Below are 20913 nucleotides of genomic sequence, written 5' to 3' on the forward strand. Positions count from 1 at the left end.
AGGAGTTTTTGGTGAAACAGATTTTATTAAGCGGTGCAAACGGTCGCATGGGCAAAGTGTTGCAAAGCCTGATCGCGAAGCACCCTCAGTTAGAAGTGGCTGCCGGCTTGGATCGTACCGAGCAATTAGATGGTCCCTTTCCGATCTATGATCGTCCAGAAAAAATCACGCAGCCGATCGATTTGGTGATTGATTTTTCTCATTATAGCAATGTCCCTGCCTTATTGAACTATTGTGTCGAACAGCAGCTGCCTATCGTTGTTGCTACAACTGGTTTGACGGAAGACACGCAGATGATGCTGCCGTTGGCTGCTAAAGTGATCCCAGTTTTCTATTCTGCCAATATGTCGTTGGGGATCAATGTACTGATCAAAGCACTACAAAGTATCACCCCCGCATTAGAAGCTGACTTTGACATTGAGATCATCGAAAAGCATCATAATCAAAAACTCGATGCACCAAGTGGTACAGCTTTGCTGTTGGCAGATAGTATCAATGACAGCTGCGAAACGAAAAAAGAGTATCTCTACGGGCGTGAAGGCAGTGATCTAGTAAATGACCGCAAGCAGATGGGCATCCATGCCGTTCGCGGCGGAACGATTCCTGGAGAACACATTGTCATCTACGCTGGGCAGGATGAAATCATTGAATTAAAACACACAGCGCTCTCCCGCGAAATCTTCGCCAATGGTGCGCTAAAAGCAGCGGAATTTTTAGCCAACCAACCAGCTGGTTTTTATTCCATGCAAAATCTAATCGACAAGTAAAGGTGGTCTCTCATGACAGAATTACAATTTTCCGATCCTTATCAATTAGCAAAATACATCAAAGAAGCAAATAAACAAACACCTGTAAAAGTCTATATCAATGGAGATCTTAGTAACGTCCAAGCAGATGGCATCCAATTGTTTGGTAACGGCACCTTCTATTTCGTGGTTGGTGACAGTCAAAAAGTGGCTGAGTTTTTAACCGCGCACCAAGACAAAATCACCGATCACTATCTGGAAAATGATCGCCGCAACTCAGCGATCCCTTTATTGGACTTGACGAAAGTCGATGCCCGTATCGAACCAGGTGCCTTTATCCGTGACCAAGCCATCATTGAAAAAAATGCCGTTATCATGATGGGGGCCGTGATCAACATTGGTGCCGTCGTTGGTGAAGAAACCATGATCGACATGGGTGCGATTTTAGGCGCCCGAGCAACCGTGGGGAAAAAAGCCCATATTGGCGCTGGTGCTGTCTTGGCTGGCGTTCTTGAGCCACCTTCAGCAAGCCCAGTCATCATTGAAGACAATGTTTTGATCGGTGCAAATGCCGTCGTCCTTGAAGGCGTCCGTGTCGGCGAAGGTGCAGTCGTCGCTGCCGGTTCTGTGGTAACGGAAGATGTCCCTGCTGGAGCAGTCGTTGCTGGCTCACCAGCCAAAGTCATCAAAATGAAAGACGAGAAAACGAAAAGCAAAACCGAATTTTTAGACGATCTACGGGGCTAAACCGCGCTTTTCTCAAAAATAAACAAAAAAACGCAGTGCGGGTTCAGTGATGAGCCTGCGCTGCGTTTTGTCTAAAAAAGGGCGTGCCAAAAGCTTTTGGCACGCCCTTTTTCTATTGGCAAATGTTCTTGTAAAAGTGTTTATTCTGCTTGAAATTCTTTGATCGCTGCTTGGATCTCTTGATAGATCACGGCAACTTCTTCAAGGTCTTTTGCGTTTGCTCCACTGGCAAGGGGATGTCCGCCGCCATGATGGCGTTTGGCGATCTCATTGATCACTGGACCTTTCGAACGCATCCGCACCCGATAATAGCCTTCTGGTTGTTCGACAAAGATCGCCCAAGCCATCACTTCGTCGATTTTCCCTGGTAAGGAAACGACTGCTGAGGTTTCCGAATCCACTACGCCAAAACGCTGCTGCAATTCTTGTGATAGGATCACTTTGCCAGCACCAATCTCATCGATCTCGATGTTTTCGTAGACATACCCTGAAAGGCGAGCAACACTGCGAGAGACTTGATCCAATTGCCGATTGATCTTCGCTGCATCAAAGCCATAATCCAATAGTTCAGCCGCTAAGCGCAGCGTTGTCGCTGTCGTTGCCGGATATAAAAACCGTCCAGTATCACCAACGATGCCCGCATACAGCAGACGAGCCGCTTCTTGCGTCATCGTCAGCTCGTTTTGAAACATTTGCCAAAATGAAACGATCATCTCACTACAGCTGCTGGCTTTCGTATTGACCCAGACCAGCTCTCCGTAAGGTTCATCATTAGGGTGATGATCGATTTTGATCAATTTCGCCCCTTGATCATAGCGTTGGTCACTGACCCGTGGAGCATTGGCCGTATCTGTAACGATCACTAGTGCCCCTTTATACAAATCATCAGGGATCGTCTGCATCAGCGCCAAGTAATCCAATCCTTCAACGGGTCCGCCGACTTGATAGATTTCTTTTTTAGGAAAACTAGCTCGTAAAATTTCTGCCAATCCCACTTGTGATCCTAATGCATCTGGATCAGGGCGCTGGTGCCGATGGATAATGATTCGGTCGAATGCTTTGATTGTTGCAAGTATTTCTTCTTGTACCTTCATGAATGGTCTCAACTTTCTCTCTAAAATTTTTCCATAAGTGCCGTTTTCGATGATTTATGGGCGTTCCATTACTTGGCATACCACGATCGCTTTTGCCACTAAGGAATTTTCGATCGATACTTCGATATCGATTTTCGCCGAACGTCGCCCCAGTTCTAGAATCTTCGGTTGAATGATGATCTCGCTTTCTAATTGGATCAAACGGAAGTAATGCAGATTGACTTGCTCGATCCAACTATTGCGCCGTTGATTCAACTGCATCGTTCGTTTCGCCGTATTAGCAATCACTTCACTCAAGACACCAAAAGAGATCGTTCCGACTTCATTGACCATTTGAGGCGTCACCGCAAAGCTGAAATGTGGCTGCGGCAATTTGTTCCCTTCAAAATCTTGTTCGATGACTTGCATCTGTCCCGAGATTTGGTCTGAAATCGTATCTGAAATTTGTGTTTGTCGTTGGACCATCTGCATCGCTTTCATGATGTCTTGGCGTGTAACGATCCCAATCAAAGAAAGGTCATCTGCTACGACGGGCATCACTTCTAAGCCATCCCAAATCATCTGATGGCTGGCAGAGGCCACACTCATCTCTTTTTTTACGACCCGTGGTTCCCGGGTCATGATTCGTTCGATGATCTGCGTGTCAGGCTTTTCTAGGACATCTTTGGCTGTGATGATCCCAACGACCCGCATATTCTTGTTGACGACTGGATAGCGGGAGTGGTTGGTAGACTCCGAAAGCAGTTTGTAATCCTTGACCGTATCAAAGGTGTGCAGATACTTGGTTTTTTCCAATGGCATATAAATGTCACTCACCAGCATGATGTCCTTTTTGATCAGCTGGTCGCTCAAGGCACGGTTGATCATCGTTGCCACGGTAAAGGTGTCATAGGTCGTTTGTAAAATCGGCAGCTCCAATTCGTCTGCTAAGCGACAGATTTCCTCTGAGGTTTCAAAGCCCCCCGTGATCAAGACGGCTGCGCCATCTTCCAGTGCCAACTTGTGGACTTCGTTACGGTTTCCGACGATCACTAAGGAACCAGGCGTGATGTAGCGTTCCATTGCCGATTCCTTCATGGCGCCGATAACAAATTTGTTCAAGTCTTTGTCTAAACCGGCTGCGCCGCCCAAAACATCGCCTTCAATGATTTGGACGACTTCGCCGAAAGTTAGTTTTTCAATGTGTTTCTTTAGTTTCCGTTCAATCCGAATGGTTCCCACACGTTGGATCGTTGAAACCAAGCCGATATTTTCCGCATCTTTGATCGCCCGATAGGCTGTTCCTTCACTGACATTCAAGTCTTTTGCGATTCCCCGCACCGAGATGCGATCGCCTACAGGCAGATTCTCGATATGCGCTAAAATCAAGTCGTGTTTTGTCGCCATAATTATCCCCTATTCCTACTACGAATCTTCCTGTTGCTTAAACTTCTAATGTCTCACCGACTGCAAGGATCTGGCCCACACCTGCCGGCAATAAATTCACGAAGGTTTGCGGATCTTGCTTGATCATTGGAAACGTATTGTAATGGATTGGTACTACTTTGCTCGCGTTTAAAAGCGCCGCTGCTGTTGCAGCATCTTGAACGCCCATCGTAAAATTATCCCCGATCGGTAAAAACGCCACATCGATGTCGAAACGTTCACCGATCATCGCCATATCGCTAAAGAGGGCAGTATCGCCAGCGTGGTAGATGGTTTTGCCTTCTGCTTCTAAAATGATCCCCACTGGATTGCCCATATAGATCATCTTTCCGTCTTCTTCAAGACCAGAGCTGTGTTTCGCTTCCACCATTGAGATTTTGCCAAACGGGAACTCAAAAGAGCCTCCCATATTCATGCCATGCGTCTCAGTAACGCCTTTGCGGGCTGCATAGCGGCAAATTTCAACGACACTGATCACTGGTGCTTCATTTCTTTTGGCGATCGGCACCATGTCCCCAATATGATCGCTATGACCATGCGTGATCAAAAGCCAATCGGTTTCCACTGTGTCTGCATCCAAATCAGTCAGAGCATTTCCAGTAATAAAAGGGTCAAACAACAATTTTTGGCCATCTGCTAATTGGATAGCAAGCACCGAGTGTCCGTGATACGTAAGTTTCATACAACATTCCCCTTTCCATCTAAGTAATACAGTCTAATATTTTTCATTATAACAGATAACGCCAGAAATCCAAAAGCACAAATTCTGGCAGCTTTATTACATCCGTCCTTTTTCTGGTTCTTGTCAAGAAAAATAAAAAAACTGTTCTACCCTTTCTGAATAAGGAATAGAACAGTTCGACCAGATGACTTCAAGCGATCATAGCGTTTTCTTACGTCCGCCTTGTTTATAGATGCGCCAGACTGTTAAGAATAACGCCGTGATACAAAGAAGGAACGCCCCAAAGAAGGTGATTTTCATGCCATAGGCAAAAATATCTGCCCGACCTGCGATATAGGTCGTCACATGCTTCCCATAGGCTTGACTCATTGCGGCATAAAGAATCGTCGTTGCTAAGGATATCCCTAAGACCATGCCCAAGTTACGGGCAAAGGAATTTAGACTACCTGCCACCCCAAGATTTTCTTTGGTGACGCTGCTCATCACCATCGTATTGTTGGGGGATTGGAACAACGAATTGCCTAACCCCATGATGGCAGTAGCGACGACATAGTACCAAATCGGCGTATGCTGATTCATAAACATATACATCAGCTGAGTGATGGACAGCAACGCTAAGCCAGCTAAGACCAAGATCTCCGGTCCTACACGGTCCGTCAAATAGCCGCTAAGTGGTGAACCGATGACCATCATCAAAGGAAAGACCATCATCAGCATTCCTGCCACACTCGGCGTTAAGCCTCGGGCACTTTGCAAGTAAAAGGGAATCACGACATTGACAAAAAAGTTTGCAGAAAAGATCAGCAACGCCGTGATCAGGCTCATGGTGAAAATTTTATTACGAAAGATCCCAAAGGTAATCAGCGGTTTGCTCACACGCGCTTCTACTCGCAAAAAGACGATGAATGCCACTAAGGCGATCCCCACCAACAGCATCGGCAGCCACGTTAGAAAGCCACGCTCTTGTCCAAGAAAAATGCCGCCGAAGAAGCTGATAATTGCAATTGAAAACAGCACAAACCCGGTTTTATCGATGGAATCATGACTCATGGTGATATCTTTTGGCAACACCTTTTCTCCAGCAATCATTGTCAGAATACCGACTGGAACATTGATCCAAAAAATAAACGGCCAAGAAAAATGCGCCAAAATCACTCCGCCCAATCCAGGACCGGCGATGGAGCCTAACGAAACAAAGGCACCAATCATCCCTAAGGCGCGTCCTCGTTCACTCATAGGAAAGACTTCAGTAATGATTCCGGTATTCGTCGCCATCGTCATGCTGGCTCCGATCGCTTGCACGACTCGGGCAAATAGCAGAAATGCTAAGGAATGATTAAACCCGCATAACAGCGAACCGATAATAAAGATCAGCATCCCCAAGCGGAATACTTTGATCTTACCCCAACTATCGCCTACCTTACCGAATAACAAAAGGCAGGCACAAACGATCATCAAGTAGACGGATACGACCCACTCCGCTTGATTCATAGGGACACCCATATCTGCCGAGATCGTCGGCAAAGCGATATTTACGATACTCCCATCCAGTGTTGACATAAAGGTAAACATCGAAACAGCAATGAGAATCCACCACTTTCTCTGTTGTACTACGGGATTTTCTTGATAACTATTCACAAATCGACCATCCTCTCTTTGCTTGTTTTGTTCCTCTAGTCTTAGGGGGACAACTTTGTATTATTGATCGAAATCCATTCGCCGTCAATCCTTATCTGCTCATCACGACCAAAACAAGGGGCATTTTGTAAAAAAACCGCCGCCTGTTTCTTTCATAAAAAAAGACAAAAGCTGCGGTGAAAAGAAATCGGCCGTCAAACGGCTATTCTTTCACCTGCTTTTGTCAGTAGGTCAAAACGAATTATTTACGGTTGCGATTTCTTTGGCTTGATTCCATGATGACCGGCAAGATGACGGGACGGCGTTTGGTTTGTTCAAACAAGAAACGACTCAAACGATCACGGATATCTTGTTTCAATTTGCTCCATTCAAACTCTTCATCATGAAGGTGTTTTTCTACGATTTCTTCCACGATCTCGCCACTTTCACGAATCAGATCGCGACTAGCTTTCACGTAGACGAATCCGCGAGAAGTGATTTGTGGTGCAGAAATAATTTTCTTTTCACGACGATTGATCGTCACTACCGCAACGAAGATTCCGTCTTCAGATAAGACTTTGCGGTCTCGCAGGACGATATTCCCAATGTCACCGACACCGATCCCATCGATCATGACGTTTTCAGCTGGGACCGCACCTGCGGCAAGCATTTCGCCTTTTTTGTATTCTAACACATCTCCACGAGCAGTAATGAAGATATTTTTCATCGGAATCCCGACTTCTTGCGCCAAGTCCACATGGGCGGCTAATTGGCGGTACTCGCCTTGAATAGGGATAAAGTACTTCGGTTTCATCATATTCAACATCAGCTGCAGATCATTCGGGTTGGCATGACCAGAAACACGGAAATTATCCGAGATCTGTTTCACGGTACCGCCAGCGCGATAGATGATATCTTCCGTTTTCGCAACCACAGTTTCCATTGCCGTTGTCGGCGTTGTTGTGATGTAAACAAGATCTCCTTCTTTGATGCGCAGCGTCCGGTGAGAGCCGTTGGCCATTTTTTGCAACGCTTTGATTGGTTCACCCATACGACCTGTTTCTAAAATCAGCAACTGTTCGTCTGAGTATTTTTTCATTTCTTTTTGGGTGATCAGCAAGTCTTCGGCAGGTAATTTTAATTTCCCTAACTTCATGGCCGTTTTGATGATCCGACCAAAATCTTGCCCGGTCAAAACGACTTTGCGATCAGAACGAAACGCAGCATCTAATACTTGTTGCACCCGTTGCAAATTGCTGGCAACACTAGCGACGATGATTCGACCTTCCCAATAACGGATATTGTCGTAAACTTCATCTTGGATCGTCAATTCAGAAGCGATCGGCGTTGGATTTTCGGCATTTGAAGACGTGCTTAGCAATGCTAAGACGCCTTCTTTTCCAATTTCTGCTAAGCGGCCAAAATCGGTTTGATACATAGGGATCGCTGTTTGGTCAAACTTGAAATCTCCTGTATAAACGATATTGCCAGCTTCTGTTTTGACGCTGATCCCAACAGAATCAGGGATGGAGTGGGTCGTACGGAAAAAGCTGATGGTCGCATGACCAAAGTCGATCTCCGAATGTTCATCGATCACATGAAAATCTTTGAAGCGCTTGGTAGCTTCATTTTTATTCACGGTCAATTTTGCTAGTTCGATCGTTAACTCGGTCCCAAAGACCGGTACTTGGATATTCTCCAAGAAATAAGGCAATGCACCAATCGCATCTGCATGCCCATGGGTCAAGAAGACACCCGCCACACGGTCGGCATTTTCTTCTAAATATGTGAAGTCTGGAATCACTGTATCGATCCCTAATAATTCATTTTCTGGATAACGGACACCGCAATCCAGCACAAATATATCCTCGCCAACTTCAGCAATGTACATGTTCTTTCCGTTTTCGCGTACACCGCCAAGAGGAATGATTTTTATCGTTTCCACTTTTATTCACCTCTTAATTTTTTTCTACTGTATTATTTCCCAAGCATAAGCCGTCCCTATTATTATACAACAAAAAAAAGAAAAGCGTGGCATTCACCACACTTTTCTGAAAAACTTATGGTTTACACATGAACTAATCCTTGCTGATGCAGGCTTTCGGCGATTTGAACGGAGTTCCATGCCGCACCTTTCAGCAAATTATCAGAAACGACCCATAAATGCAAGCCGTTTTCGACATCCAAATCTTTGCGAATCCGACCAACAAAGGTTTCTGTTTTGTCCACACTGGTCAAAGCTTGCGGGTACACTTGTTGACTCGGATCATCTTGCAAGACAGCTCCTGGCGCTTCGCTGATCCACTGTCTGACTTCCTCAACACTAGCATGGTCTTTGGTCTCGATATAAATCGACTCCGAATGACCGCTAAACACAGGGATCCGCACACACGTAGCTGCTACTTTGATCTGCGTATCTTCCATGATCTTCTTCGTTTCATTGATCATTTTCCACTCTTCGTAAGTATAATCCTCTTCGGCGAAAACATCGATTTGCGGCAAGGCATTAAACGCGATTGGGTAGTGCTTCTTGTCGCTGCCTGCTGGTAAAATCTCAGGGTTTAGTTCATCAGCGGCTTTGCCAGCTAATAATTCTTGAGATTCGCGAGTCAATTCAGCCAAGGCTTGGGCGCCAGCACCTGAAACTGCTTGATACGTTGAAACCAAGACCCTCGATAAACCGACTTTTTGACGAATCGGTTCTAACGCCACCATCATTTGAATCGTTGAACAATTCGGATTGGCAATGATTCCTTTATGTTGCGCTAATGCATGAGGATTCACCTCAGGAACGACTAGAGGAACATTCGGGTCCATCCGAAAATGACTGGTATTGTCGATCACGACTGCACCGTGTTTGACTGCTTCTGGAGCAAATTGTTTTGAAATGCCGCCACCGGCACTGAACAATGCAATATCGACGCCTGCAAAGGAATCTGCGGTCAGTTCTTGAATAACGAGCGGTTCATTTTTGAACACAAGGGTCTTCCCAGCAGAACGTTTGGATGCCAACAACGTTATTTTTTTGATCGGCAACGTGGTCTTCTCCAACATCTCAATCATTTTTGTTCCTACTGCGCCGGTAGCCCCGACAACTGCTACGTGATACCCTGTACTCATCAAATCACTCCTCGAATAAAAATACATTTTTACTAGTTTATCATATCTTGTAAAAAAGAAAAGACCTTTCGTGGAAAGAAGCGCAAAAAGAAGGCAATACTGTCTAAATTTTCAATCTTTTCCCCCTTTGCAGAAAAAATCTACCTATATTTAAGGGTTATCATTTGTCACATTCAGGTGTTATAGGATATAATACCGACAGAAGGAATTTTGGGGAAGATTCTTTCCAACGTGCATGGGGAAATTAAAAATACCCAAAACATTGAATGAGGCAAGAATTGCATATGCAATTCTTGCCTCATTTTTATGCTTCATTCGATTCTTCGTTGTTTACTTTGACGATAGCAAAGCCTTTGTTATCAATAATCATCGTTTCATCTTCCAGTTGGACAAACTGTTCCATCAGGATCGAATCAGGACGAGAAAGGGTGATTTGATCATCGCCCGTATTGAAAATACCGATGATCCGCTGTGCCCCTAACTCTCGTTCGAAAATAATCAGTCCATCCTCTTCCGAAACCCAGTTCCAACTCAAGGAACCTTCTGATAAGACTTTCTGGTTGTCTTTGCGAATGCTGATCAATGAGCGAGTGAAATGCAGGAGATCACGATCTTGCTTTTCTTCTTCCCAAATCATACATTTACGACAATCAGGGTCCATATCGCCGGTCAAACCGATCTCATCACCGTAATACAGGCAAGGAACGCCTTGTTGCAGATACGTAAAGGCCATCACTTGGCGCATCAAGTCTTTGTCTCCTCGAGCCAAAGTTAACAAGCGCGGGGTATCATGGGAATCCAAGATATTGAACTGTACTTGGTTGGTTTGCTCCCGATACAACATCAGCTGGTTATTTAATTCCGAGACCATTTTCGTCATGGAGATCTCGTCTTTGACAAAATATTCAATGATTGCATCCGTAAAGGCGTAATTCATTACTGCATGAAACTCGTCGCCTTGTAACCACCGTTGAGAAGAGTGCCAAATTTCCCCAAGGATATAAAAATCATCTTTGGCATCATCACACACTTGGCGGAATTTTTTCCAGAAGTGGTGACTGACTTCATTGGCAACGTCCAAGCGCCAAGCATCGATATCAAACTCTTCGATCCAATAACGAGCGATCTTCAACAAATAATCTTGCACGTCGGGATTTTCTGTATTGAGTTTTGGCATATGCGGCGTAAAGGCAAAAACATCATAGGTGATGTCATAAGCATCTTCAAAGTTTTCCCCTTCTTTGTAGTTGACAGGAAACTCATTGATGTGGAACCAATCAGCAAAGGGCGAATCTTTGCCGTTTTTGATGACATCTAGCCATTGATGCGAAGTATCCCCCATATGATTGAACACAGCATCTAGCATGACTTTGATACCGCGTTTGTGGCATTCCTCCACTAAGCGTTTAAAGGTGTCGTTATCCCCAAACGCTGGATCGATGGCTAAATAATCGATGGTATCATACTTGTGATTCGAATAGGCCTCAAAAATCGGACAGAAGTAGATCCCATTGATGCCTAGATCGACGAGGTAATCCAAATGATCGATGACCCCCTGCAGATCCCCGCCGAAAAAGTCTTGGCGATCGGGATTTTTTGAACCCCAAGGCAATACACCTTCTGGATCATTTGATGGGTCCCCATTTGCAAAGCGTTCAGGGAAGATTTGATACCAAACGGTTTCTTTTGCCCACTCGGGAATTTTGAAACGATCGGCTTCTTGGAAGTAAGGCATCCGAAAATAATTGTTGTTCATTTCTAAATATTGCTGCTCAAAAGGATAGACCCCGTGGTCTCCATAAAAGACATGCAACCCATCGTAACTTTCGATGGAAAAGCCGTAAGACAAACGGCGGAATTCTGCTCCGACCGATACTTGCCAATAATCATGCAAGTCCGTGGAAAGAATTTTTTTCATTTCAATTCTTTGCTGGTACCAAGCTTCTTTATACAGTGTGTAAGGATCACCGCAAAGCAGCTGGACATGGCGGACGTCTTGACGGGCGGTACGCAAACGGATATGCATTTTATCCTTCTCGTACAAATACGCAAATTCACTTTCGGGACGATGATAAATGGCAGTAGTATTCATAGCAGACTCCTTTGACTTGTTTGATATACTCATTGTCGCACAAATCAGAAGTCAAAACAAGAGAAAAACGCAATCGGTTGCTTTATCTAAAAAATCGATAATATAAGTTAATATGAAATTAATTCAGTAATTAAAAAGCAAACGATTGCTTCGCCTTTTTTTAATCAAACGGCGTATTTTTCTCACATTGATTGCCAGTCCGTAAAATGTCATATTTCCGCAAGATCCCCACTGCTTCCGTCAACGACTGACTCAAATGCTGGATATCTTCTGCAGCCATTTGAGCGGTTTTGGCATTCAAGCGGTCTTCCACTTGTTTTTTCTTTTGGACAAACAACTGCTTCCCAGCTTCTTCCAAATAAACATTGACGTTGCGGCGATTGACGCCGTTGGTTTTGCGGACCACAAAGCCAGCCTTTTCTAACCCCGAGATCGAACGACTGATTTGGACTTTTGACGTACCGATTTGCTGGGCCAACTCGGACATCGTGATTCCTTCATTACTAGAGATCACCACGAGTTCCAAGATTTCCATTTTGGTCAATTTTAAATCTTCCAGACCGATTTCTTCAAACAATATGTTTCCCATCAGCGAAAAGATTTCCGCAAATACCGCCATATTGAATGTTCCTAACGCTTTTTCCATACTCTCCCTCTTTTCTGTCTTTAGTTTAGTATAAATTATTTGTTTAAACAATGATAATCGTTGATTTTTGTTAACCATTATGATAGCGTGGTTACATAATGAAAATAATCGTGAAAACGGCAAGAAAAGAGTGACAGCATGTTAGAATTAAAAGATATCAAGAAGTATTATACGGTTGGCGCCAGTACTACAAAAGCCCTCGATGGTGTCTCCGTCGCCTTTCGTAAACAAGAGTTTGTTGCCATTTTAGGACCAAGCGGCTCTGGGAAAACAACCATGTTGAACGTGATCGGCGGCTTAGATAATTACGATTCTGGTGATATGATCATCAACGGCAAATCAACGAAATCCTTTAAAGATCGTGACTGGGATGCGTATCGGAACAATTCGATCGGCTTTGTCTTCCAAAGCTACAATTTGATCAGTCATTTAGGCATCATCGACAACGTCGAGCTTGGAATGACCTTGAGCGGTGTGTCAAAAGAAGAAAAACGCGCAAAAGCAACCGATGCTTTGACGCGTGTGGGCTTAGCTGAGCATATGCACAAAAAACCAAATCAGCTTTCTGGTGGTCAAATGCAGCGGGTAGCGATCGCTCGTGCCTTAGCAAATGATCCTGATATCCTTCTTTGTGATGAACCAACAGGTGCCTTGGATTCAGAGACCAGTGTCCAAATCATGGAACTGATCCAAGAACTATCAAAAGAAAAATTGGTCATCATGGTTACTCATAATCCTGAATTGGCGCACAAATACGCTGGACGGATCATTGAGTTCAAAGACGGACGAATCATTAAAGATTCGAACCCTCATGTCGAAGGACAAAAGAAAGACCAATTCGAATTAAAGCACACAAAAATGAGTTTCATGACTGCCTTACGTTTGTCGTTTAACAATATCCGCACCAAAAAAGGGCGCACCTTCTTGACAGCCTTTGCTTCTAGTATCGGGATCATCGGAATCGCCATTGTTTTGTCACTGTCAACGGGATTCCAAAAACAAATCGACAATACCCAGTCAGAAACATTAGCTCGTTTTCCGATCACGATCTCGCAAGTAGCCACTGAACAAGATCCATCAGCGATGGGGACGCGGGATAAATCGGAAGATTTCCCTTCAGATAAAGAGGTCACTGCTAAATTAAGTGATGCGGATCGTGCAACCCATATCAACAAAATCGATCAAGAGTTTCTCGATTACATCAACGACATTGATCCTGAATTAAGCAACAATATCGGCTACACTCGTTCCACTTCCTTGAACCTTTTCCGTAAGATCGATGATACTGTGGAACAAGTCAGCTTCTCCAATGCATCACCTGACAATGAACAGACCAATGCCATGATGTCTGCCATGAGTGCCTCCACCGGGATTGGGGTTTCGACTTTCCCCGAGCAGTTATCAGAGGATAACGGCAATTTCTTAAAAGACAACTACGACCTTTTAGAAGGCAGCTACCCAAGTGCTAGCACAGATGTCGTTTTGATCGTCGATGAAAACAACGTAACGAATGTCAATGCATTGATCAATCTCGGTTTTGACATTGAAGATGGCGACAAGGTGTCCTTCGACGATATCGTGGGAACAAAAATCACATTGGCGTCTAATGATGCCTTTTACACCGAATTACCAACTGGAAACTTCATTCCAAATCAAGATTTAAATGACGTTTTCGATAACAGTAACAACAAAGAATTAACGATCAGCGGAATCTTACGTATCAAGCAAAACTCTACGATGAACTTGCTGTCAACTGGCATTGCCTACAGTGATGCCCTCGCGCAAGAAGTCATCAAAGAAAACCAAGACTCAGCGATCGTCCAAGCACAAAAAGACAGCGACACCAACGTGATGACGAATGAACCCGTTGACGAAAGTGCTAAAGATTCATTGATCGCTTATCTTGGCGGCAGTGATTTACCAAACAGCATTATGATCTATCCGAATGATTTCAGTGCCAAAGAAAAAATCCTTGATTACTTGGATGACTTCAACAAAGGCAAAGACAAAGAAGACCAAATCGTTTATTCCGATTTAGCGGGTACGATGACTCAATTGACTGGTGGCTTGATGGATGCCATCACTTACGTCTTGATCGCTTTTGCAGGGATCTCCTTGGTAACTAGCATGATCATGATCGGTATCATCACTTATACCTCTGTACTTGAACGTACGAAAGAAATTGGGGTCTTAAAAGCTTTAGGTGCTCGTAAAAAAGACATCACCCGCGTCTTTGATGCCGAAACCTGTATTTTAGGGATCGCTTCAGGAGCTTTAGGTGTCCTGATTGCTTGGTTAGCCACATTCCCGATCAACGCAATCTTATATAGTATGACTGATCTCGAAAATGTTGCTCAATTAAATCCGGTCCACGGCCTGATCTTGATTGCTGTCAGCACCGTCCTAACGATGATCGGCGGCCACATTCCAGCTCGAATGGCAGCGAAAAAAGATGCAGCGATCGCTTTACGCGCCGACTAATTTTATAAGAAAACCCAACAGACAGCAGCCATTCCTTTGGCTGCTGTTTTTTTGCTCTTTCCTTCTGACGTTCAAAAGGTTTCTCTTGAAAAATTCATAAATGAGGAATACAATAGATTTGTTTTTAGGTACACCTAAAAAGATAGGACGTGAAACGATGAATGAAGAAAAAAAATTGATCCAAGCGGCCAACGGTCCTAGCTTGGAAGAAATAAATAATACAGTTGCCATTCCAAAAAACGGCAGCTTTTGGCGCAATCTCTTAGCGTTCTCTGGTCCTGGGGCATTGGTAGCCGTGGGCTATATGGACCCAGGAAACTGGATCACCTCGATCGGAGGCGGTGCTGAATATGGCTATCTCTTACTTTCTGTGATTTTGATTTCCAGTTTGATCGCTATGCTGCTGCAATACATGGCAGCCAAGCTAGGGATCGTGACCCAGATGGACCTTGCGCAAGCAACTCGTAAACACACCAGCAAAGGCTTAGGCTTTGTCTTGTGGATCGTCACCGAATTGGCTATCATGGCAACGGATATCGCGGAAGTGATCGGAGGAGCGATCGCTCTCAATCTACTATTCGGCTTACCTTTATTAGTTGGGGTCATCTTAACGATTTTCGATGTACTGCTTCTGCTCTTTTTAATGAAATTGGGTTTCCGAAAAATCGAAGCGATCGTCATGACACTGATTTTGGTCATTATGCTGGTCTTTTGTTACGAAGTCATTATTGCTCAACCAAATTTGCCTGCTGTCTTGCAAGGCTTTATTCCCCAAAAGCAAGTCTTGAACCATGGGCAGCTGACAATGGCGTTGGGGATCGTTGGTGCGACTGTGATGCCGCATAATCTCTATCTGCATTCTTCGATCTCCCAGTCACGAAAAATCGATCGCAGCGATACCCAAGAAGTGGCAACGGCCGTGCGGTTCGCTACTTGGGATTCCAATATCCAATTATCCGCTGCGTTTTTGGTCAATTGCCTGCTTTTGATCTTAGGAAGTGCCTTGTTCTTTGGTCATAGTGAAGAAGTCGGCACCTTCTCCGCGCTGTTCGATGCTTTGCAAGATTCCTCCATTGCTGGCGCTGTCGCCAGTCCAGTCTTGAGCGTTCTGTTTGCCGTGGCGCTCTTGGCATCTGGTCAAAATTCAACGATCACTGGGACACTGACAGGGCAAGTCGTGATGGAAGGATTTATCCATATGAAGATCCCTACTTGGGCGCGACGTCTGATCACCCGTGGCTTATCGGTGATCCCCGTCTTGCTTTGTACGATTTACTTTGGCGGCAACGAACAAGCCTTGGACGATCTGCTGATTTATTCGCAAGTCTTTTTAAGCATCGCCTTACCCGTTTCGATGATTCCGTTGGTTCTTTTTACCAGCTCAAAAAAAATCATGGGGGAACGCTTCAAGAATCCGCTATGGGTCTCTACCTTAGGCTGGATCTGTGCCATTGCACTGACGGTCTTGAATGTCCGCTTGATCATCGAAACACTCGGCAGCTTCTAATAGAAAAAAAGCTTACGAGGTAGCCTCGTAAGCTTTTTTTGGTTAATTCGTTTCTAAATCATGTAAAAACAGACCGCTCAACAGTTTTGGTTCAAACCAAGTTGATTTTGGCGGCATAATTTCTCCCGCATCGGCGACTGCCAAAAGATCGGCCATTTGCGTTGGATACATGGAAAAGGCCAATGTCCATTCTCCGCTATCCACCAAACGTTCCAATTCTTCTGGACCACGAATTCCGCCGACAAAATCAATGCGTTTGTCTGTCCGCACATCTTGGATCGCGAAAATATCAGCCAGCACGTATTGTTGTAAAAGCGACACATCCAGCTGTCCTACCGCATCTTGCGGCACAGCTTCCGGTTTGATGGTCAACTCCCACCACGCATGGTTTAGGTACAGATGAATCGAACCACGTTGCGCTGGTTTCTTCCTTGTAGTTTCTCGAATCGTAAAATGCTGGGCTGCCTGCTCAAAAAAGGTATCTGGCACTGGTACCCGCAAAACCCGATTGTATTCCCAAATCGCTAATTCATTTTCTGGGAATAAAATCGCTAAAAAGCGGTCGCTTTCTTGACTGCTTTGGCCATCGGCTCGCTTTTGCAAGCCGACTTTGACTGCTGACTCTGTGCGGTGATGCCCATCCGCAATATAAAGGGCATCTACAGCTTGAAACTGCTGGGCAAAAGAGGCGACTAGCGCTGGATCATCGATCAGCCAAACACGATGTTGCACTTCATGATAGCTGACAAAATCATAGATTGGTGCATGCTCTGCTTGCCACGCATTGATCGCTTCTTTGACTGCTGCTGGTTGGCGATAGCTCAAGAAAATCGGACTTGTATTGGCATCACATGCCAGAATATGATTGATCCGATCGATTTCTTTTTCTGGACGGGTAAACTCGTGTTTCTTGATTTTCCCAGCGACGTAATCATCGATCGAGGTACAGGCGACAAGCCCAGTTTGGCTTCTACCAGCCATCGTCAATTCATACAAATAATATGCGGGCGCCGTTTCTTGAATCAACCAGCCTTCTTCTTGAAAAGATGCAAGATTTTCCGCCGCTTTTTGATACACCTGTGGATCATAAGGATCGATTCCTGGCAAGTCGATCTCCGAACGGTCGACGTGGAAATAGCTGTAAGGATTGCCTTGCGCAAACGCTGCGGCTTCTTGTGAATTGACCACGTCATACGGTAGCTCGGCCACTTTTTCTGCCAATGAGGCTTCTGGACGAATGGCTTTAAACGGAAATACTTGAACCATTAATACCCAACCTCCTGATTCTTGATGACCCGTACACGAACGATATTTTCGTTCTCCCGCAGTTTATCGGCTAATTGATTCAATAAGGCTTCATCTTCAGAAGCGACATCGGCTAGGGTGTAAGCAAAGTCTTCCCGTCCACGATTCAGCATATTGTCGATATTGATTCCAGATTCCGCAATGATCGATGAAATCTGACCTAACATATTCGGTACATTGCGATTGATGATCGTCAGACGATAAGGCGAATGAAAAGCCATCTCAACAGTTGGAAAATTCACTGAGCGCTTGATGGTCCCAAATTCCAAGAATTTTTTCAATGTTCGGGCTGCCATCTTGGCACAGTTGACTTCAGCTTCTTCTGTTGATGCACCTAAATGCGGCAAGACGAGGACTTTTTCATTGTGCAGCAATTGTTCATCCGCAAAATCAGTCGTATAGCCCGCTAAACGGTCGGCTTTTAACGCACGTAAAACGGCATCTGTATCGACGATTTCTTTACGAGAAAAGTTGAATAGCTTCGTTGTAGGTTTCATTTTCGCAAGTTCGGCTTCCCCGACGAGATGATGCGTGTTTTCCATTAGCGGCACATGAACCGTAATAAAATCACAGGTTGAAAAGACTTCCGCAATATCATTGGCACGCTTGACCCGACGAGAGATCGTCCAAGCAGTATCCACTGACACGTAAGGATCATAACCGACTACTTCCATCCCTAGACGATAAGCATCGTTAGCGACCATCGCTCCAATAGAACCAAGGCCGATGATTCCTAACTTTTTGCCTTCTAACTCTGTTCCAGCAAATTGACTTTTTTGCGCTTCTGCTTGTTCTTCCACATTATCACCGCTCAAGGTTTGGACCCATTGGGCACCTCGTAAAATCGGACGGACACTTAAGAGCAGACTAGCGATCACTAATTCTTTGACCGCATTGGCATTGGCGCCTGGCGTATTAAAGACGACGATCCCTTTTTCAGTACATGCTTTGACGGGAATGTTGTTGGTCCCAGCCCCTGCACGGGCAATACCTAAGACACTTTCAGGAAAAGCGTAATCGTGCAATTTCTGGCTGCGCAGCAAAATCCCTTGCGGTTGGTCGCTTTCGTTGATGGCATACTTTTCTTTTTCTAAACGCTGTAATCCTTCTGGTGCGATCGCATTGAATGTTTTAATTTGGAACATTTATTTGACCTCCGCTTCAAATGATTTCATAAAGTCGACTAACGCTTGAACGCCAGCTAATGGAAAGGCATTGTACAAGCTTGCTCGCATTCCTCCAACGGAACGATGCCCTTTCAAGTTCTCAAAGCCAGCTTTGACAGCTTCTTCATTGAAGCGCTGATCTAATGCTTTATCCCCTGTCACAAAAGGAATATTCGTTAGTGAGCGGCTGTCAACAGCCACAGGACTACTGTAAAGAGCAGAGGCTTCGATCGTTTCGTATAAAAGCGCCGCTTTTTGACGGTCTTGTTCTAAAATTGCAGGAATGCCGCCTAATTCTTCCAACCATTCAAACACCAATTTAGCAATATAGATAGCATACGTTGGTGGTGTATTGTACAATGAGTCATTTTTAGCCTGTAGACGATAATCCAGCATTGGAGCGAAGACAGCATCATCATTGAGTAAATCTTCTCGGATGATCACTACAGTCAACCCTGCAGGACCAATATTCTTTTGGGCCCCAGCATAAATCACACCGAAGTCTTCTACGCGATAGTCATTGGCTAAAATATTTGAGGACATATCCGCTACGATCGGCACGTTGCCAGCCTGCGGAATCGTTTGAAAGGCCGTCCCTTCAATGGTATTGTTCGTGGTGATATGCAAATAAGCCGCTTCTTGATCGATCGCATCTTCTGAAATTTCTGGAATATAGGTAAAGTTTTGATCCTCACTAGAGGCAACGACTTCCACCGTCACGTTTCCAAGCGCTTTTGCTGCTTCAATAGCTTTCTTCGACCAAGAACCGGTATTTACGTATAAGGCTTTTTTGTTTTGTGCAAGATTTAAAGGGATCATACTGAATTGGAGACTCGCGCCGCCTTGTAAAAACAGTACCTGATAGTTTTCAGGAATTCCCATTAATTTTCGTAAAAGTGCTTCTGCATCTTTAATGATCGCTTCAAACAAGGAGGACCGATGACTCAGCTCCATAACGGACATCCCACTTCCGCGGTAATTCAAAAGTTCGGATTGTGCTTTCTCCAATACGGGACGGGGCAATACGGCAGGACCAGCTGAAAAGTTATAAACTGTCATACAAAAAATCTCTCCTTTATGTTAGATGTGAAAATCATTATAACAGATAGCCGAAAATGAAAAAAGCCTTAAAAGAGAAAATAATTTTGAATTTTCAGAAAAGACTACCAATTTCTTAACGTTCGTCATTTCGGCATTTTTTCAAACAGCCAGCGAGAAATTTCATTGTAAACGATCTCGCGGTTGCGCTCATTCAAAATCTCATGACGTCCCTGCTCAAGCAAATACATCGTCACGTCAGCATTTTGCTTCAGCTGCTGAGCCAATTGGCGGACGCTTTTGCCATAGTGCCCCACAGGATCATCTGCACCTGAAATCAAGAGCAGCGGCAATTCTGGATCAATCCTGCGCAGTTGATCCGGATCACTGGCAGCTTGCGTCAATGTAAAGAGATCCTTGTAAGCCGCTAAGGAAAAATGAAATTGCGTGTAAGGGTCCTTCAAGTAGCGATCCACTTGTTGCGGATCACTGGTCAACCAATCCTTGGCGGTCCGATTGGGACGAAAACGCCGGTTGTGCTGGCCAAAAACCAGCTGTTCCATTACGTGATAAGGCCATTGCTGAGCGGCAAACGGGCGCAACAAGTTCGTGACAAGTTTGCCTCCTTGCATCAGCACGGCTTTTTCCATCGTGGTGCCCATGATGATCGCTCCTGACAATGGATGTGGCTGACTAAACAAATAATTCCGCAACACCAGCGACCCCATACTGTGCCCTAAGATAAAGTATGGTCGGTCTGGGTAGCAAGCAGCTGCGTACTGATGGACCACTCCCACATCTGCCACTAAATAGTTGGCGCCCTCTTTTTCACCAAAATGCCCATAGGCCTGTGTTTCTTTCACGGATTGCCCATGCCCTAAGTGATCATGACCGACCACCGCATAGCCTTGCGTAGTCAAACATTCCGCAAACTCGTGGTAACGTTCAATGTGTTCGATCATTCCGTGAACGATTTGCACGACTGCTTTCGGCTGTTCTTCTGGCAGCCACGTTTTGACAAAAAGCTGATCCTTCCCATTTGATGAAGTCAGCTTCTCTTGATTCATCCTCATAGTTCGCACCTCTTTTGCTTTTTCTTTTCCCTTCGCCAAATAAAACGGTCGTTTTCTTTATTATACATGGAATTTTAGGCTATGGCGGTAGGAGTTGGGAATTTTCAAGGATAAAAAAATCCTGCCACATTGTCTAAAGACAAAGTAGCAGGAGTCAAACGATCATCACCCGTC

The 20913-nt window shown here is 44.8% G+C and carries 16 protein-coding genes; 4 read left to right on the top strand and 12 right to left on the bottom strand.

Going from position 1 to position 20913, the window contains the following annotated elements; all coding sequences use genetic code 11:
* Positions 1-11: 11 nt before the first annotated feature.
* Positions 12-767 (top strand): 4-hydroxy-tetrahydrodipicolinate reductase, encoded by a 756-nt coding sequence (gene dapB / locus A5867_RS15575; protein ID WP_015510324.1) that lies wholly within the window; start codon positions 12-14, stop codon positions 765-767.
* 12 nt (positions 768-779) lie between these two features.
* The gene (dapD, locus tag A5867_RS15580) at positions 780-1493 is read left to right on the top strand and encodes a 2,3,4,5-tetrahydropyridine-2,6-dicarboxylate N-acetyltransferase (protein ID WP_005228253.1); all 714 of its coding nucleotides are present in this window, start codon (positions 780-782) and stop codon (positions 1491-1493) included.
* Positions 1494-1633: 140 nt separating this feature from the next.
* On the opposite strand, the gene A5867_RS15585 is transcribed toward dapD, so the two are convergent.
* The 8 genes from A5867_RS15585 to A5867_RS15620 form a co-directional block, all read right to left on the bottom strand.
* Entirely contained in the window at positions 1634-2587 is a 954-nt protein-coding gene (locus tag A5867_RS15585; protein WP_087628002.1) for a bifunctional oligoribonuclease/PAP phosphatase NrnA, read from the bottom strand.
* A 54-nt stretch (positions 2588-2641) separates the two neighbouring features.
* Positions 2642-3973 carry a DRTGG domain-containing protein gene (locus tag A5867_RS15590; protein WP_005228249.1) on the bottom strand — a complete coding sequence of 444 codons (1332 nt, stop codon included), beginning with the start codon at positions 3971-3973 and terminating at the stop codon, positions 2642-2644.
* 37 nt (positions 3974-4010) lie between these two features.
* Positions 4011-4694, bottom strand: a complete 684-nt coding sequence (locus A5867_RS15595; RefSeq protein ID WP_087628003.1) for a metal-dependent hydrolase — start codon at positions 4692-4694, stop codon at positions 4011-4013.
* Positions 4695-4892: 198 nt separating this feature from the next.
* A complete protein-coding gene (locus A5867_RS15600) occupies positions 4893-6332 on the bottom strand; it encodes an MFS transporter (protein WP_087628004.1) in 1440 nt (479 codons plus the stop codon).
* 241 nt (positions 6333-6573) lie between these two features.
* On the bottom strand, positions 6574-8256 hold the full coding sequence (locus A5867_RS15605; protein WP_010749981.1) for a ribonuclease J: 1683 nt from the start codon (positions 8254-8256) through the stop codon (positions 6574-6576).
* Between the two features lie 122 nt (positions 8257-8378).
* Positions 8379-9431 (bottom strand): aspartate-semialdehyde dehydrogenase, encoded by a 1053-nt coding sequence (locus tag A5867_RS15610; protein ID WP_015510328.1) that lies wholly within the window; start codon positions 9429-9431, stop codon positions 8379-8381.
* A gap of 304 nt (positions 9432-9735) precedes the next feature.
* The gene (locus A5867_RS15615) at positions 9736-11523 is read right to left on the bottom strand and encodes a glycoside hydrolase family 13 protein (RefSeq protein ID WP_005228237.1); all 1788 of its coding nucleotides are present in this window, start codon (positions 11521-11523) and stop codon (positions 9736-9738) included.
* 160 nt (positions 11524-11683) lie between these two features.
* On the bottom strand, positions 11684-12169 hold the full coding sequence (locus tag A5867_RS15620) for a MarR family transcriptional regulator (RefSeq protein ID WP_087628005.1): 486 nt from the start codon (positions 12167-12169) through the stop codon (positions 11684-11686).
* Positions 12170-12307: 138 nt separating this feature from the next.
* Between A5867_RS15620 and A5867_RS15625 the strand changes: the two genes are divergently transcribed.
* Together A5867_RS15625 and A5867_RS15630 are read left to right on the top strand one after the other, a co-directional pair.
* Positions 12308-14650 (top strand): ABC transporter ATP-binding protein/permease, encoded by a 2343-nt coding sequence (locus tag A5867_RS15625; RefSeq protein WP_081117862.1) that lies wholly within the window; start codon positions 12308-12310, stop codon positions 14648-14650.
* A 157-nt stretch (positions 14651-14807) separates the two neighbouring features.
* Positions 14808-16157, top strand: a complete 1350-nt coding sequence (locus A5867_RS15630; protein WP_087628006.1) for an Nramp family divalent metal transporter — start codon at positions 14808-14810, stop codon at positions 16155-16157.
* Positions 16158-16199: 42 nt separating this feature from the next.
* Here A5867_RS15630 and A5867_RS15635 read toward each other — a convergent pair whose 3' ends face one another.
* The 4 genes from A5867_RS15635 to A5867_RS15650 all read right to left on the bottom strand — a co-directional run bounded on the left by A5867_RS15635 (position 16200) and on the right by A5867_RS15650 (position 20739).
* A complete protein-coding gene (locus A5867_RS15635) occupies positions 16200-17423 on the bottom strand; it encodes a DUF1015 family protein (protein ID WP_087628007.1) in 1224 nt (407 codons plus the stop codon).
* Positions 17423-18607: a phosphoglycerate dehydrogenase gene (locus A5867_RS15640; RefSeq protein WP_016609459.1), complete on the bottom strand. Its 1185-nt coding sequence runs from the start codon at positions 18605-18607 to the stop codon at positions 17423-17425. The genes A5867_RS15635 and A5867_RS15640 overlap by 1 nt, the downstream gene beginning before the upstream one ends.
* A complete protein-coding gene (gene serC, locus A5867_RS15645; RefSeq protein WP_005228215.1) occupies positions 18608-19687 on the bottom strand; it encodes a 3-phosphoserine/phosphohydroxythreonine transaminase in 1080 nt (359 codons plus the stop codon).
* Positions 19688-19812: 125 nt separating this feature from the next.
* Positions 19813-20739 (bottom strand): alpha/beta hydrolase, encoded by a 927-nt coding sequence (locus A5867_RS15650; RefSeq protein WP_087628008.1) that lies wholly within the window; start codon positions 20737-20739, stop codon positions 19813-19815.
* Between the last annotated feature and the right edge of the window lie 174 nt (positions 20740-20913).

Source organism: Enterococcus sp. 6D12_DIV0197, assembly GCF_002174385.1.
GTDB lineage: Bacteria > Bacillota > Bacilli > Lactobacillales > Enterococcaceae > Enterococcus_D > Enterococcus_D casseliflavus.